The organism is Streptomyces sp. NPDC057743 (genome assembly GCF_042798755.1).
Classification (GTDB): domain Bacteria; phylum Actinomycetota; class Actinomycetes; order Streptomycetales; family Streptomycetaceae; genus Streptomyces.
Genome location: NZ_JBHVJX010000032.1, coordinates 22,285 through 37,499, shown reverse-complemented (window position 1 = coordinate 37,499; position 15,215 = coordinate 22,285). Strand labels below are relative to the sequence as shown.

Annotated in this window: 9 protein-coding genes; 8 read left to right on the top strand and 1 reads right to left on the bottom strand. The window is 70.3% G+C overall.

Annotated features, from left to right (window positions below; all coding sequences use genetic code 11):
- Nucleotides 1-260 precede the first annotated feature (260 nt).
- On the top strand, nucleotides 261-3,902 hold the full coding sequence (locus tag ACFVFQ_RS29625) for a helix-turn-helix domain-containing protein (protein WP_383421862.1): 3,642 nt from the start codon (nucleotides 261-263) through the stop codon (nucleotides 3,900-3,902).
- A 7-nt stretch (nucleotides 3,903-3,909) separates the two neighbouring features.
- On the opposite strand, the gene mdlC is transcribed toward ACFVFQ_RS29625, so the two are convergent.
- On the bottom strand, nucleotides 3,910-5,511 hold the full coding sequence (gene mdlC / locus ACFVFQ_RS29620; protein WP_383421860.1) for a benzoylformate decarboxylase: 1,602 nt from the start codon (nucleotides 5,509-5,511) through the stop codon (nucleotides 3,910-3,912).
- Nucleotides 5,512-5,910: 399 nt separating this feature from the next.
- Between mdlC and ACFVFQ_RS29615 the strand changes: the two genes are divergently transcribed.
- The 7 genes from ACFVFQ_RS29615 (at nucleotide 5,911) to ACFVFQ_RS29585 (ending at nucleotide 15,057) form a co-directional block, all read left to right on the top strand.
- A complete protein-coding gene (locus tag ACFVFQ_RS29615) occupies nucleotides 5,911-8,967 on the top strand; it encodes an amino acid adenylation domain-containing protein (RefSeq protein WP_383421858.1) in 3,057 nt (1,018 codons plus the stop codon).
- Nucleotides 8,964-9,707 carry an alpha/beta fold hydrolase gene (locus tag ACFVFQ_RS29610; RefSeq protein ID WP_383421856.1) on the top strand — a complete coding sequence of 248 codons (744 nt, stop codon included), beginning with the start codon at nucleotides 8,964-8,966 and terminating at the stop codon, nucleotides 9,705-9,707. Before ACFVFQ_RS29615 ends, ACFVFQ_RS29610 begins: the two co-directional genes overlap by 4 nt.
- A 59-nt stretch (nucleotides 9,708-9,766) precedes the next feature.
- A complete protein-coding gene (locus ACFVFQ_RS29605) occupies nucleotides 9,767-10,855 on the top strand; it encodes a methyltransferase (protein ID WP_383421854.1) in 1,089 nt (362 codons plus the stop codon).
- 23 nt (nucleotides 10,856-10,878) lie between these two features.
- Nucleotides 10,879-12,303 carry a tryptophanase gene (locus ACFVFQ_RS29600; RefSeq protein WP_383421852.1) on the top strand — a complete coding sequence of 475 codons (1,425 nt, stop codon included), beginning with the start codon at nucleotides 10,879-10,881 and terminating at the stop codon, nucleotides 12,301-12,303.
- Nucleotides 12,304-12,559: 256 nt separating this feature from the next.
- A complete protein-coding gene (locus ACFVFQ_RS29595; protein WP_383421850.1) occupies nucleotides 12,560-13,603 on the top strand; it encodes a methyltransferase in 1,044 nt (347 codons plus the stop codon).
- Nucleotides 13,604-13,814: 211 nt separating this feature from the next.
- Nucleotides 13,815-14,168 (top strand): MarR family transcriptional regulator, encoded by a 354-nt coding sequence (locus tag ACFVFQ_RS29590; RefSeq protein ID WP_383421848.1) that lies wholly within the window; start codon nucleotides 13,815-13,817, stop codon nucleotides 14,166-14,168.
- Between the two features lie 670 nt (nucleotides 14,169-14,838).
- Complete coding sequence (locus tag ACFVFQ_RS29585; RefSeq protein ID WP_383421846.1) at nucleotides 14,839-15,057, top strand: MbtH family protein; 219 nt, start codon at nucleotides 14,839-14,841, stop codon at nucleotides 15,055-15,057.
- Nucleotides 15,058-15,215 lie beyond the last annotated feature (158 nt).

Below are 15,215 nucleotides of genomic sequence, written 5' to 3'. Positions count from 1 at the left end.
CCCGGTGGAACCGGATGCCGACCAGACCTGCGCCCGTCGGCCTGGTGCAGGCGCCTCCCCCGTTGAGGCGCCTGCACCGGCCACGACCGAGCTTTGTGGGGGCGGCGGTTGTTGCGCAGCCCGTAGCCCCGCGGGCAACAATCTTCCGGATCGCCCGCTGGCGGGCGGCTGGCCGCAACAACCTGGCCAGCGCGGGTAACGGCCTGCTTTGATCCATCTGTTGTTTCTCTGGTGAGTTGTTTCTCTCCGAGGAGGTGGGGATGGGGCGCCGTGAAGGACCCCTGGATCCGGCTGCCGGTCCAGTGCAGCGCTTCGCTTTCGAGCTGCGGAAGTTACGCCAGGAAGCGGGCGGGTTGACGTATCGGGTGATGGCGGAGCGGACCCGCTACTCGGTCGCGACGCTCTCGCGGGCGGCCGCGGGGGAGCAACTGCCCTCGCTGCCCGTCGTGTTGGCCTATGTGACAGCGTGCGGCGGCGGAGCGGCGGAATGGGAGCGGCGCTGGCGCGCAACGGCGGAGGAAACGGCGGCCGGGGGAGAGGACGAGGACGACGCCTCCGGGCCCTATCGAGGGCTCGCCCGCTTCGAGCCGGGCGACCGGGAACTCTTTTTCGGCCGGGAGGAACTCGTTGCGCAGCTGGTCGACCGGGTGCGTGCGTACCAGGTGGTCGCCGTCGTCGGGGCGTCGGGCAGCGGCAAGTCCTCCCTCCTACGAGCGGGACTGATCCCCGCCCTCCAGAACCGGGCACCGTCGAGCCAGCGACCGTCAGCCTTACGCATCCTCACCCCGGGAGCTCACCCGTTACCCACCCACGCCGCAGCCCTGACGCCCGGTCAACGCCCGGGCGACACCGTGGTCGTGATCGACCAGTTCGAAGAAGTCTTCACGCTGTGCACGGATCCGGCGCAGCGCACGGACTTCCTCGACCTGCTCCTTTCCGCGACGGAGCCGGGGAGCCGGCTGCACGTGGTGATCGCCGTGCGGGCGGACTTCTTCGGCCGCTGCGCCGAACACCCCCGTCTCGCCGAGGCACTGCGCCAGGCGACCGTGCTGGTGGGGCCGATGGGGCCGGGGGAGTTGCGGGAGGCGATCGTCAAACCGGCGGCCGCACAGGGACTGATCGTCGAGCGCGCGCTGACCACCCGCATCGTCGCCGAGGTCGCCGAAGAGCCCGGCGGCCTGCCACTGATGTCGCACGCGCTGCTGGAGACCTGGCGCCGCCGCAAGGGCCGCACCCTGACCCTGGCCGCCTACGAAACCACCGGCGGGGTGCGCGGAGCCCTGGCCCGTACCGCGGAACAGTTCTACGGTCGCCTGACGGCAGAGCAGGCCGAGACGGTCCGTCGGATCTTCCTCCGCCTCGTCACCCCGGGCCAGGGCGCACAGGACACCAGCTGCCCCACCGCACGCGCCGAGTTGGAGACCACCGGAACCGGTGGAGCATCCGCCGCCGACACCGCCCTGCTGGTGGAGAAGCTGGCACGCGCACGCCTGGTCACCCTCGACGGCGAGATGGTCACCCTCGCCCACGAAGCGCTGATCACCGCCTGGCCCCGGCTGCACACCTGGATCGACGACGCCCGCGACCGACTGCGCCTGCACCGCCGACTGACCCAGGACGCCCGCACCTGGGACGAACTCGGCCGCGACGACGGAGCGTTGTACCGGGGCGCCCGACTAAGCACCGTAGAAGACACCCTGACCAGGCACCACGACGAACTCACCCCCCTGGAGCGGGACTTCCTCCACGCAAGCTCCGCCCACGCGGCCGCCGAACGCCACAGGGAACGGACCCGCATCCGCCGCCTACGCCAACTCGCCGGCAGCCTGGCGGTCTTGCTGGTCCTGTCGATCGTCGCCGGCACGGTGGCGCTCGTACAGACGCGCAGCGCCCACGACCAGAGCCACCTCGCGCTCTCCAGAGAACTGGCGGCGCGGGCCGACGCGATGCTGCGCCAGCGACCGGAAGCGGCGATGCTCACCGCGCTGGCCGCCTACCGCCAATCCCCCACCGCCGAAGCCCGCGGAAGCATGCTCAGCGCCTACGCGGCATTCCACGCCACCAGACTCGGCGGACACGACGTCTCCGCCATGGCCTTCAGCTCCGACGGGCGAACCCTGGCCACCGGTGGCGCCGACCACACCGTCAAACTCTGGGACACCGCCACCCACCAGTTGACCGCGACCCTGCACGGGCATACGGACGAGGTGGCGGGTGTCGCGTTCTCGCCCGACGGGCGCCTCCTGGCCAGCGCCGGACGCGACAAGACGGTGAAGCTGTGGGACGTCGCCACCCACAGGGAGCTCGCCGCCCTCACCGGACACACCGCTTCCGTCGAGGGCGTCGCCTTCAGCCCCGACGGGCGGACCCTGGCCACCGCCAGCCTGGACCGCACCGTCCGCCTGTGGGACATCCGCACGCAACGCCAAGTCGCGGTCCTGTGGGGGAAGGACTGGGTGTACGGCGTCGCGTTCGCACCGGACGGGCGCACGCTGGCCAGCGCCTGCAACGACCACACGGTGAAACTCTGGGACGTCTCCACCCACCGGCAACTGGCCACCCTCACCGGGCACACCGACTCGGTGGCAACCGTGAGCTTCTCTCCCGACGGGCGCACTCTGGCCAGTGCAGCCGGCGACAACACCGCGCGGCTGTGGGATGCCCGCTCCCATCGGCTGCTCGCCACGTTCCAGGGCCAGCGGGTCGCGTTCTCCCCCGACGGCCATACCCTCGCCACCGCCGGTACGGACCGCACCGTCCGCCTCTGGGACGCCCGCTCCCACGCGTTTGTGGGAGCACCGCTGCAACGGAACGGGGACCTTGTGGCGTTCAACCCGCAGGGCAACACCCTGGCGGTCGCCGCGACCGACAGCGACGGTGCCATGCTCTGGGACGTGGCCACACGCACGATGACCACCACGATCGGCGGCAGCAACGCCACCCCGGCCAAGGCCCTCTTCGCCCCCACCCACCACCTCGCCGCGGTCGCCAGCAGCGACGGTTCGGTGACCCTCTGGGACCTCGCCACCGGGAGGTCGGTGGCCGCCTTCCGCACCGGTGCCGTCGGCCTCTCCAGCAGCCCGACCACCTTCATGCACGCGGCCTTCGCCCTCAACGGGAACACCCTCGCCGTCGGCAACCAGGACGGAACCCTGCGCCTGTGGGACATCCGCACACACCGCCAGGTCGCAGCAGTGAGCGGCCACACCCGGCGGATCACCGCCGTGGCGTTCTCGCCCGACGGGCGCACCCTCGCCACCGCGAGCACGGACCGCACCGTCCGCCTCTGGGACACCCGCTCCCGCACACCGCGCGCCACGCTGACAGGGTTCTCCGACTTCGTGAGCTCCCTCGCCTACAGCCCCGACGGACGCACTCTCGCCGCGGGAAACGCCAACGGAACCATCCGCCTCACCGACGTCCCCTCCGGCCGAACCGTGACCACCCTCACCAACGGATCGTCCCTGAGCATCACGGACGTGGAATTCAGCCCCGACGGAATCACATTGGCCGTCGCAAGCGACACGGTCACGCTGTGGAACGTGGCAACGCACCGGCCCACCGCGACCCTCACCGCCCACACCGCCCTCGTCACCGACCTGGCGTTCTCGCCCGACGGGCGCACCCTCGCCACCGCCAGCGCCGACGGCACCACCCGCCTGTGGGACACCACCGACCGCCATCCCGTCACGACCCTCAACGGACACGACGGCATCGTCTATTCGGCCACGTTTTCCCCCGATGGACGCGCCCTCGTCACCACCGGCAGCGACCGCACCACACGGCTCTGGCAACTCACCACCAAGGAGGTCAGGCACCGCATCTGCCAAGCCAGCAAAGACCACCACTGGACGTTTCCCCTCCCCGGCACACCGGACGAGACCCCCACCCCGTGCCCCTGAGGCACCTCTATGCGTAGAGCCGCCCCGCCGGGTCCGTGACGCGGAGATGGAGGAGGTGGGGGCCGTCGTCGTCGCCGAGTGACGTGACGGCGTGGTCCAAGGCCGCGCCGAGGGCGTCGGGGCGGTCTGCGTAGCTTGCGGGGCAGCCGAACGAGGCGGCGAGAGCGGTGAAGTCGACCCCGCGGATGTCCGTGCCGGGGACGGGTGTGACGCCGAGGCGGCGACCGAGTGCGCTGACCGCTTGGTAGCCGTTGTTGTCGAGGACGACGAAGGTGACGGGCGCCTGGTGTTGGGCCGCGGTCCATAGTGCCTGGACGGAGTACAGCGCCGAGCCGTCCCCGAGCACGCAGAACACCCGTTGCCGGTCGGCGAGGGCGCGGCCGACGGCTAGCGGTAGGCCCCAGCCCAGTGCGCCGCTGCCGGTGGTGAGGAAACCGCCGGGGAGGTCGATGGGGATGCGTGCGTGCAGTGCGTCCCGGTGGCTGGGGGCTTCCTCGACGAGTACGCGGTTGTGGGGGAGGCGTTGGTGGAGTTGGTCGAGGACCAGTTCGGGCGTGAGGGCGGGGCGCGCGCCCGCGCTGACCGGTGTTGAGGGCCGGCGCCTGGGAGGCGGATTGCGGTCGGATCGGCTGGTGAGCGTGGCGAGTTGGGTGAGGGCGGGGCGTAGCGTGGTGAGCAGGCTGGTGCCGATGGGGAGCCATGCTGCCTGGGTGGGGTCGCAGTCCAGGTGGAAGAGCTCGGTGCCGGGCGCCAGTAGGGGGCCGTCGTCGGCGACGTGGTAGGTGAACACGGGTGCCCCGAGCGCGACCACGACGTCGTAGGGCTCCAGGCAGGCCGCCAACGGTCCCGCGACGGGGGGCAGGATGCCCTGGAAGTACGGGTGTGTCTGGGGGAAGCCGGAGCGGCCGGACATCGGGCTGATCCAGACGGCCGCGCGGATGCGTTCGGCGAGGGCGACGGCCTGGGGGAGTGCGGCTTCGTCGTCGACGCCGGGGCCGACGACCAGTGCGGGCCGTCCGCAGGTGTCCAGGCGGGCGGCGAGCGCGCCGAGCGCGTCCGGGTCGGCGGTGAACCCACCGTGCACCGTGCGGGGTTGGACCAGTTCGGCCGGTTGGTCCCAGTCGTCTTCCGGCACGGAGAGGAACACGGGTCCGCGTGGCTGCGTCATGGCGATGCGGTGCAGCTCGGCGAGGGCGGCCGGTACGTCGGCGGCGCGTTCGGGCTGGCGGGCGGCCTTGACGTAGGGGCGCGGGAACTGTTCCGGCTCGTCGGCGCCGAGGAAGGGACGTAACTGGAGCAGGGAGCGCGCCTGTTGGCCGGCGACGATCACCAGCGGTACGCGGTCGCGGTAGGCGTTGAAGACGGCGCCCAGGGCGTGGCCGACGCCGCCGGCCGAGTGCAGGCTGACGCATGCGGCGCGCCGTGTGCCGAGGGCGTGGCCGGCGGCCAGGGCGACGACCGAGGACTCCTGGAGGCCGAGGACGTAGGTGAAGTCGTCGGGCCAGTTGCGGAACATGCGGAGTTCGGTGGAGCCGGGGTTGCCGAACAGGGTGGTCATGCCGGTCTCGCGCAGGAGATGGGTGACCGCGTCCAGGACCGTTGACGTCATGCTGTCCTCCCTGTGCCGAGCCGTCGTTTCCGACGGCCGGGAGCCGGTGTTGAGGAGATGGTCCAAGGAGCCGGGAGCAGAATCAACGCCGCCCGGGTGGCGAGCAGTTCGGGGCGGGACGAGGGGGCGGGGGCAGGAGTACAGCCCTTTCACAAGGGCGCAACCTTTCACCGTGTTGCACATGCCCGCGACGGGAACCGCCTTCCGTCTCCCCGTGGGTGCCTGGTCCGCTGGACACCGCAGGGCCAGATCTTCGTTCGCGGCCACGTCACCAACACGTCCCCGAACAGTCAGAGGAGACGACCAGTGGAACTGAAGCAGGCGACGCCCCAGTTGGCTCGGAGGTGTGCCATGCGCCCGCGTGGACGCCCGGCTGGTTACGACCGTGCCCGGCATGGCGTGCATCTGCTCAGGTCGCCCGAGGTCATTGCGGATCCGTCCCGCTACATCGATGCGATTGCCGAGCTCGGCCCGCTGTTCTTCGACGAGGTCGGCTCGGTGTGGGTGTGCTCCGGCTATGCCGAGGCGGTCGAGATCCTGCGCGATCACCGAAGGTTCTCCTCCGTACGCGAGCACGACCGCACCGCGCTGCGCGAGCGGGGACTGCACGCCTCCGCCGCGCTGAGCGCGATGGTGCACGAGCAGATGCTCTTCCTGGACCCGCCGCACCACAGCGCCATCCGCTCGGCGTTGGCCGGGCAGTTCTCCGGCAAGCGGATCAAGAGCCGTGAGGGAGAGCTGCGGCGGATCGCCGCTCGTATCGTCGAGGGGCTGCCCGCCGAGGGCGTCCTCGACCTGGTCGGCGACTTCGCCGCGCAACTTCCCGCGGCCTTGGTGGCGTTGTTGCTCGGCATGCCGGGGCGGGAGGCGGAGCTGACCCGGTGGGCCGAAGCCTACGAACGGCTGCTGGGCAGCCTCTCCGCGCTGCCGTCCACCCCGGACCCCCAGGTGGACCAGGACCTGGCCGACGCGCTCTCGGTACTCCAGCAGGAGGCGAAAAGCCGCCTGTGCGACCCCGGCGACGATGTGATCAGCTCCCTGACGGCCCCGCTGGCCGGCCGGACGCCGAGCGACGAGGAACTGTTCGCCATCGCCGCGAACTGCATCGTCCTGGTCGGCGGCTACCAGACCCTGACCCACCTCGTCACCTCGACGCTGCTGGCCCTGCACGACAACCCGGCCTGCCAGCAACAGCTGCGTGCAGCACCCGAGGCGATCCCCTCGGCCGTCACCGAGATCATGCGGATCAACGGATCCAGCCAGTACGTCGCACGCCGGGCCCGCACCGACGTGACGGTCCAAGGCACGCCGATCGCGGCCGGCGAGAGCGTCCTGGTCCACCTGGCCGCCGCCAACCTCGACCCGCGGACCTTCACCGCGCCCCGGGCCCTGGACCTGACCCGACGCGGTCCCAGACATCTCGGTTTCGGCACCGGGCGGCACGCCTGCCCGGGCGCGGGCTATGCCGAACGCCTGGCCAGCTTCGCCATCGAGGGCTTCCTGGACAGGTACCCGTCCTATGCCCCGGAGCCCGGGCCGAACGCGCTGTCCTGGGGCCTGCACGGCAACACCCGCTGCCTCGAACACGCACACATCCGTGCCACCGCGGCCGCGCCAGCCAAGACGATCACCGCCACCGCCCTCCAGACGGCCGGAGAGGACACCTGCCCCGAAGGCGACCACCCACTCCCGCCGCCGAGCGGCTCCACGACCGCGAACTGCTGGCACGAGGTCTTCGCACAGCAGGCCCGGCTGACCCCCGAGGCACCGGCGGTGCAAGGGCCGCACGGCGCCGCCACGTACCGCGAACTCGACCAGCGGGCCAACGCATTGGCCCACCGGCTGCGTCATCTGGGTGCCGAGCCCGGCGCGGTGGTCGCCGTGGTGATGGAGCGGTCCGTCGAGTTCGCGCTCGCCGTGCTGGCCGTCGCCAAGACCGGCGCCGCCTTCCTGCTCGCGGACGTGACCTGCCCTCGCGAGCGCCTGCGGACCATGCTCGTCGAAGCCGCAGCCCGCCTGGTCGTCAGCGACGGCACCCTGCCTGCGTCAACCTTCCCCACCCAGGTGGTCAGCACCGACGTGCCCGCACCCCGGCCCGACGCCCCGCTGACCGGCGTCTCGCCCGGCGACACCGCGTACATCGTTTTCACCAGTGGCACCACCGGCACCCCGAAGGCCATCGCGATCAGCCACGAGGCGACGGTCAACCTCTCCCTCGCCCAGCGTCAGATCTTCCGCCTTGGCCCCGGCGAGCGGGTCCTGCAGTTCCTGTCCCCGAACTTCGACGGATGCCTCGCCGACCTCACCCTCGCACTCCTGTCGGGCGCCACCCTCATCGTCGCCCCGACCGACCAACTCACCGTAGGACCACCGCTGGTCCGGCTGCTCGCCGACCAGAAGATCACCACGGCGATCCTGACGCCCTCCGTCTGGAGCGCACTGCCCGACCAGCCCCTGCCCGACCTACGCATCGCCGCGGCCGCCGGCGAGCGGCTGCCGGCAGCATGGGTGCGGCAGTGGGCGGCCCCCGGGCGGCGCCTGCTCAACCTGTACGGTCCGGCCGAGACCGCCGTCCTGGCGACCTGGCACGAATGCACCCCGGGCGAGGACCAGCCGCCCATCGGCCGACCGGTCGCCAACAAGCAGGCGTACCTCCTGGACGACGCCTTGCGCCAGGTCGCGCCCGGCCAGGAAGGCGAACTGTGGATCGGAGGCATCGGAGTCGGCCGCTACCTCAACCGGCCGGATCTGATGGAAGAGCGCTTCATCCGCAACCCGCACGCCACCACCGAGGAAGCCGGCCTGCTCTACCGCACCGGCGACATCTGCCGCCAACGCCCGGACGGCACACTCGACTACGTCGGCCGGCGCGACCGCCAGGTCAAGATCCGCGGCCAACGCCTCGAACTCGACGAGGTCGAGCGCGTCGTGGAATCCGCCCCCGGCGTCGCCGCCTGCCATGTGCAGGAGAACGACGGCCGCCTCCACGCCCTGATCGTCCCCACCGGCCCGCACCTCGACGAGGAACCGCTCCGCAGCCACCTGGCCCTGCGCCTGCACAGCGCCATGCTGCCCGCGACGTTCACTCCCGTCACCGAACTCCCGCGCACCCAAAACGGCAAGGCCGAGCACCGCTTCGCCCCCGCTACGGCCCCCACCGCACCCGCTCCCCACCCTCACGGCCCCGCCGCCGCATCCGACCCACCCCGCAGGGAACACTCCCGTCTGACCTGGCAGATCGCCCAGGACTTCGCCCACGCCCTGGACATCCCCCTGCACCAAGTCCGGGCGGACTCCGACTTCTTCACCATCGGCGGCGACTCCCTCACCCTGGCCGCCTTCCTGGTACGCCTGGAATCCCTGACCGACAACCCCACCGACACCACCGCGCTGATCACCGCCCCCACCCCGGAGCAGATCGCCTCCCGCCTCCTCACCTCCGGGGCATCCACATGATCCGGCCGGCCCTGCGCACTCGACGAGGCACCGGACCCGAGACGGTCCTGTTCGTCCACGGGACGATGGACCACAGCGGGAGCTTCCACCGGATCGCCACTCACCTGCCCGACTGGACCGTTGTCGGCTATGACCGCCGCGGATGGGGCGCCTCCCGCGCGCTCGCCACCCAGCAGACCGCGCTGGCCGACCACCTCGCCGACCTGACCACGGCGGCTGCCACGCTGCCCAGGCCCGTCGTGGCCGGACACAGCTACGGCGCCCTGCTGGCGCTCACCGCGGCGGCCCAACACCCGCACCTGATCCGCGCGGTTGTCGCTTTCGAGCCACCCCTTCCCTGGCTTCCCTGGTGGCCCGGAACCGCCCCCTGGGAACAACTCGTCGACGAGGCAGCCCACCAGGGCCCGGCCGCCGCCGCCCAAGCCCTCCAGGAAGCCGTCCTCGGCCGCGCTGTCGCAGGGCAGAGCGACGAGGAACTCACCGCGCTCGGGACCACCCTGATCCGCGAGATGACAGATCCCACGGTCAGCCAGCCCTCCTTCGACCCCCTCACGATGACCACCCCCGTCCTCGCCGCCTCGGGAAGCCGATCGCTGACGCACCACCAGCAGACCGCACTTCACCTCTCCGACCTGATCCCCGCCGGCCGCCACGAGCACATCGACGGCGCCGGCCACCTCGCACACGTCACCCACCCCCGACACTTCGCCGCGCTCATACGACAGGCCATCGCCCCCTAACCCCGCCCGGCCCGCGCACGCCACAGCGGACCCGCTACCGCACCACACAGGAGGACCCCGTGCTGCCGAGCAACTTGGAAAAGGCCATGTTCGGCGTGATCGCCACGCCCATCCTGCACCTGGCCGACCGCCACCACGTGTTCTCCCACCTGGCAGCCCACGGACCAGGCACCGCAAAAGACATCGCCACGGATCTGAACGTCGACGAGGACACCCTGGACCGGATGCTGCTGCTCCTGACCGCCTTCGACGTCATCCAGCGCACCCCCGCAGGCCAGTACAGCCTCCCGGGGAACATGCGGCCCTACGTCGACCCCGACGACGAGCGGTACGTCGGAGGCTTCCTCACCCACCTCGCCCAGGAGACGGCGAGCAGGATGCCGCTGCTCGACTCCTACCTACGGCACGGCAAGCGCGCCGTCGACGGCCCCAACCCCCAGCCGTTCGCCTCCCTCTACCGCGACGACCAGGCCACCCGCACCTTCCTGAACGCCATGTGGGACCTCAGCTTCGCCCCCTCCAAAGAACTCGCCGCGCTCGCCGGACTCGACGACGCCACCCACCTCGTCGACGTCGGCGGCGCCAGCGGCCCGTTCGCCCTCGCCGCACTGCACGCCTCACCCACCCTCCGGGCAACGGTGTTCGACCTCCCCCTAGTCCAGCCCTACCTCGAAGAAACCCGCGCCACCCACGACCTCGGCGACCGACTCACCTTCGCCCCAGGCGACTTCTTCACCGACGACTTCCCCGAAGGCGACTTGATCGCCTTCGGCTACATCCTGTCCGACTGGCCCGACCACATCTGCCTCCACCTCCTCCGCAAGGCACACCAGGCATGCCAGGACCACGGACGGGTGCTCGTGATGGACAGGCTTTTCGACGACTCCCGCCAAGGCCCCCTGGCCACTTCGGCAATGAACCTGACCATGCAGCTGGAAACCCAGGGCCGGCACCGCACAGCCGACGAATACACCGCACTCCTCGAAAACGCCGGATTCACCTCCTGCGAGACACCCCCTTCCCACAGCGACAAACACCTGATCATCGGGCACAAGACCACAGACCGGAGCCTGGCGCGCCCGCAAACCCGCCCCAGCGCACGCTCGTCACACCCCCGCCCCCTCGCGTCGAAAGGCCGTCTCGCATGAGCGCATCAGGTGCGACAGAGTCGATGGAACCCCCGACCGGCGTGCGGCACCCCGCGGAACCGTGGCGGATCAAGAGCGTCGAGCCGATCCGTCTCACCAGTCCCGAGGAGCGCAGGGCGGCCCTGGCCGCGGCGGGCTACAACGTGGGCCTGCTACCGGCCGAGTTGGTCTACATCGACCTCTACACCGACTCGGGAACCGGGGCGATGTCGGACCGGCAGTGGGCGGCCGTGATGCTCGGCGACGAGTCGTACGCGGGATCGCGCAGCTTCTACCGCTTCGAGGCGGCGGTACGCGACCACTACGGCTACGAGCAGGTGATCCCCACCCACCAGGGGCGGGCGGCGGAGAACATCCTCGCGCGCTGCCTGATCCGGCCGGGCCACCACATCCCGGGCAACATGTACTTCACCACCACTCGTGAACACCAGGAGCTCAACGGCGGGACCTTCCACGACGTCATCGTCGACGAGGCCCACGACCCGTCAGCGGACCTGCCGTTCAAGGGAAACGTCGACCTCACCAAACTGCGGCAGCTCATCGACAAGGTAGGGGCCGAGCAGATCCCGTACGTCTCCCTGGCCGCTACGGTCAACATGGCCGGGGGCCAACCCATCAGCCTGGCCAACCTCGCCGAGGTCCGCGAACTGACCCGCCGCCATGGAATCCCGGTGATCCTCGATGCCGCCCGCGCGGTGGAGAACGCCTGGTTCATCAAGCAGCGCGAACCCGGCTGGAGCCAGCGGACGGTGGCCGAGATCCTGCGGGAGATGTGCGCGCTGACCGACGGCGCCACGATGTCGGCGAAGAAGGACAGCTTCGCCAACATCGGCGGTTGGCTCGCCGTGCGCGATCCCCACCTCGCCGAGCAGGCCCGCAACCTGGTCGTCGTCTACGAGGGCCTGCACACCTACGGCGGGATGGCGGGCCGCGACCTGGAGGCGGTGGCACAGGGCATCGAGGAGTCGGTGCAGGAGGACAGCATCCGCACGCGCGTCGAGCAAGTGGCCTACCTGGCGCACCGGATCGCCGGCGCCGGTGTGCCGATCGTGCGCCCGGTAGGCGGACACGCGGTGTGCCTGGACGCGACCGCCTTCCTGCCACATGTACCGCGCGAGCAGTTCCCCGCCCAGACGCTGACCTGTGCGCTGTATCTCGACTCCGGTACCCGGTCCACCGAGCGGGGCGCGGTGTCGGCCGGCCGCGACCCGGACACCGGCGAGAACCGGTACCCGCCCCTGGAACTGGTCCGGCTCACGATCCCACGCCGTGCCTACACCCAAGGCCACATGGACGTGGTGGCCGACAGCGTCATCCGGCTGTACGCGCGGCGGGTAACGCTGCGCTCGGGTGTGGAGTTCACCCACGAGCCCACGACGCTGCGCTTCTTCCAGTCCCGATTCCAACCGCTGTCACCAGAGCCGCTGTTCGGCGCCCCCGCCACCTAGGGCGCTTCTGACGGATCTCCGCGGCGTCTGGCACGCACGCTCGCGGCGTTGCCGAAATGCCCCCATAGCTCTGCTATGAAGCCATCCCGGCGCCTTGCGATCGCACGCACCAGACGCCGCTCCTTCCTCCACGGAGATCCGTCAGAAGCGCCCTAGCCCACCGGACCCGTCGACCCCGCCGGGCGGCAACCAACCACTTCCCCCTGTCCCCGCCGTCGGCCACCGCGGCCGACCACTGCCCCTGAGGAGTTCCGCCATGCCCGAATCGCCCCCAAGCACCACCCCACTTCTCCCCACCTCACTGATGCAACTCGCCACCGGATTTTGGAGTTTCAAAACCTACGCGGGCGCCATCGAGATCGGCCTGTTCAACCTCCTGGCCAACGGGCGCGAGCTGACGGTGGAGGAGGTGTCGGCCGGACTGGGAATCGCCCACCGCCCGGCCGACCTGCTGCTGGCAGGCTGCGCCTCGCTGGGCCTGCTGGACAAGTCCGGTACCCGGTACCGCAATTCCGCCCCGGCAGAGGAGTTCCTGGTCGAGGGGCGGCCGTACTACTTCGGCGGGTTCGTCCGCTACCTGGACCGCAGGGAGTACCCGGCGTGGCAGCACATCACCGAGATCCTACGGACCAACCGCCCCACCACCTGGACACCCGGCACCCAGCAGTCGCTCTTCGACACCGAGGACCCGCAGACGCTCCAGCTGTTCTGGGACTGCATGTACTCCATCTCCACCTTCACGGCACGAGCGCTGGCCGGCGTCTACGACTTCACCCGGCACAAGCGGCTGTTGGACGTCGGAGGCGGCGCGGGCGCCTTTCCCATCGAACTGTGCCGCACCTTCGGCCACTTGAGCGCCACGGTCTTCGACCTGCCGCCCGTGTGCGACCTGGCCCGCCAGAAGATCACCGACGCCACATTGGACGACACCATCGACGTGGTCCCCGGCGACTTCCTCCGCGACGCCGAACTGCCCCCCGGCCACGATGCCATCATCCTGAGCATGATCCTGCACGACTGGGACGAGGAGACCGGCCGGACGCTCCTGCGCAAGTGCCGCGCCGCTCTCCCCCCAGGCGGCGCTGTGCTGATCTGCGAGCTCCTGCTGAACGACGAGCGCACCGGCCCGCCGGCCGCGGCCCTGATGGGGATGAACATGCTGGTGGAAACCGAGGGCGGCAAGAACTACTCGGCCGCGGAGTACCGCAGTTGGCTGCGGGAGGCGGGCTTCGCCCGCGTGGAGGTCCTGCCCCTCGAAGCGGCCGGCGCCAACGGCGTGGTCGTCGGCTACGCCAGCTGACCACGCACCGACGCCGTTTCTCCGCCGCACCCCAAGCCGGACCACTCCCTCAGGAGGTTCCCAAGCGCCTGCGTGAACGCCCCGCCGGATACGACCGTGCCAGGCATGGCGTCCACCTGCTCACCACCCCCGAAGTCATCGCGGGTCCGTCCCTTTCCATCGATGCCATCGCCGAGCTCGGGCCCCTGTTGTGTGACGAGGTCGGGGCGGCGTGGGTGTGCTCCGGCCACGCCGAGGCCCCGCCAGTTGGACCGCCCCACCTCGACGGTCATGCGCGAGGTCGCGCGTAACAGCCGCAGAACTGGCGCGGCGCCCGCGGGTCAGCCCGGCGACCATCTCGCGCGCCGTCGCCCTTCTGAAGAAGCAGGCGCTGATCCGCCGTGGCCGCGACGGCCGGCACCGGCGCGACGGTATTTCCTCGACGACGACGCGGGGTTCCGCTCCGCGGTGGTCGGCGTCCACGCCAACCAACGGCACGCGACCACCGCGACCGGCAAGGGGTCTGAGGCCGCACCGGCAGACCAGGCATCGTTGGAACAGCAGCCCAACCGGCTGCACATCGTGATGCGTTGATGTTCCCGTCAACCACCTCAAGGGGCGCCGCGCCGTCGCGACCCGGTACGGCAAGCTCGCCGTCCGCTACGAGGCGACTGCCCTCAACGTCGGAGATCTCCGGGATGGAGAACGGCCGAGGGTGCCGCGCAAGGTCCGCTCAGACCAGCAGCCGCACCGATCCCTATATCAGTCTCATCTAATGTTGCGCAAGGGCACATTGGGAGCGCGTTGAGGCGTGCTGGAGTATTGATGGAGCTTCAATGCGCCCCGAGCGTGACGCGTGGGGAGCGCGAGCGGGGAGCGTTGTCGGTGTGTGCAAAATCGGCCAAGGTGTGGCCGTATATCGGCCGCGGCAGGGCGCCGTATGTATGTCGTAGGTAAAGCCTTCGTGTTTCTTGCCCGTGAATTGGCTGGTCGGTGACGCCAAACGGAAAGGGAGGGGCGCTCGGAGGCTTAGGGGGAGTGGGGCGCTACCCCCGTCGCGGTGTGTGATCGCATGGGCGTGGCCGGTTCGCCGGACTGGTCAGGTGTGAAGGTTTTGTGGTGTACCGTACTGACGCTCGCCCGATTTCCGTTCGGAATATCGGTCAAAGCCGTAGCGCATAGGTGGGGTTGGGGCGCGGGTGCGATCCCGATCGCCTCCTGGTTTGTCAGCAGGAAGGAAGGAGCAGGGGGAAGCTATGGCCAACGTTTTTGACGATGAGTTCGCCCGATTCATCGTTCTGGTCAACGAGGAGCGTCAGTACTCGCTCTGGCCGGCCGTCACAGAGGTGCCGGGCGGCTGGCACGTCGCGCGGCCCGAGGGGACGCGCCAGGAGTGCCTGGAATTCATCGAGTCCACCTGGACCGACATGCGGCCGGCCAGCCTGGTCGCGGCCATGGAGGCTCAGGGCTCCTAGCCCACGGTCGTGACCAGGGCAAGTACGGCTGTGGCGCGCCCAGTTGAGGGCGTGGCAACCGGCGGTGCCACCTGGTCACCGGCCGTACCATCCGCCATCGCCCGCGCCGGGCGGTGCTGCGCATGTACGTCAATCCTTCTCCTTCGATTCTCGTCGAT

Bases quoted from the DNA above. Each gene is read 5' to 3' on its own strand.
- ACFVFQ_RS29625 (WP_383421862.1), top strand. From the start codon at position 261: ATGGGGCGCCGTGAAGGACCCCTGGATCCGGCTGCCGGTCCAGTGCAG.
- mdlC (WP_383421860.1), bottom strand. From the start codon at position 5,511: ATGACGTCAACGGTCCTGGACGCGGTCACCCATCTCCTGCGCGAGACC.
- ACFVFQ_RS29610 (WP_383421856.1), top strand. From the start codon at position 8,964: ATGATCCGGCCGGCCCTGCGCACTCGACGAGGCACCGGACCCGAGACG.
- ACFVFQ_RS29600 (WP_383421852.1), top strand. From the start codon at position 10,879: ATGGAACCCCCGACCGGCGTGCGGCACCCCGCGGAACCGTGGCGGATC.
- ACFVFQ_RS29595 (WP_383421850.1), top strand. From the start codon at position 12,560: ATGCCCGAATCGCCCCCAAGCACCACCCCACTTCTCCCCACCTCACTG.
- ACFVFQ_RS29585 (WP_383421846.1), top strand. From the start codon at position 14,839: ATGGCCAACGTTTTTGACGATGAGTTCGCCCGATTCATCGTTCTGGTC.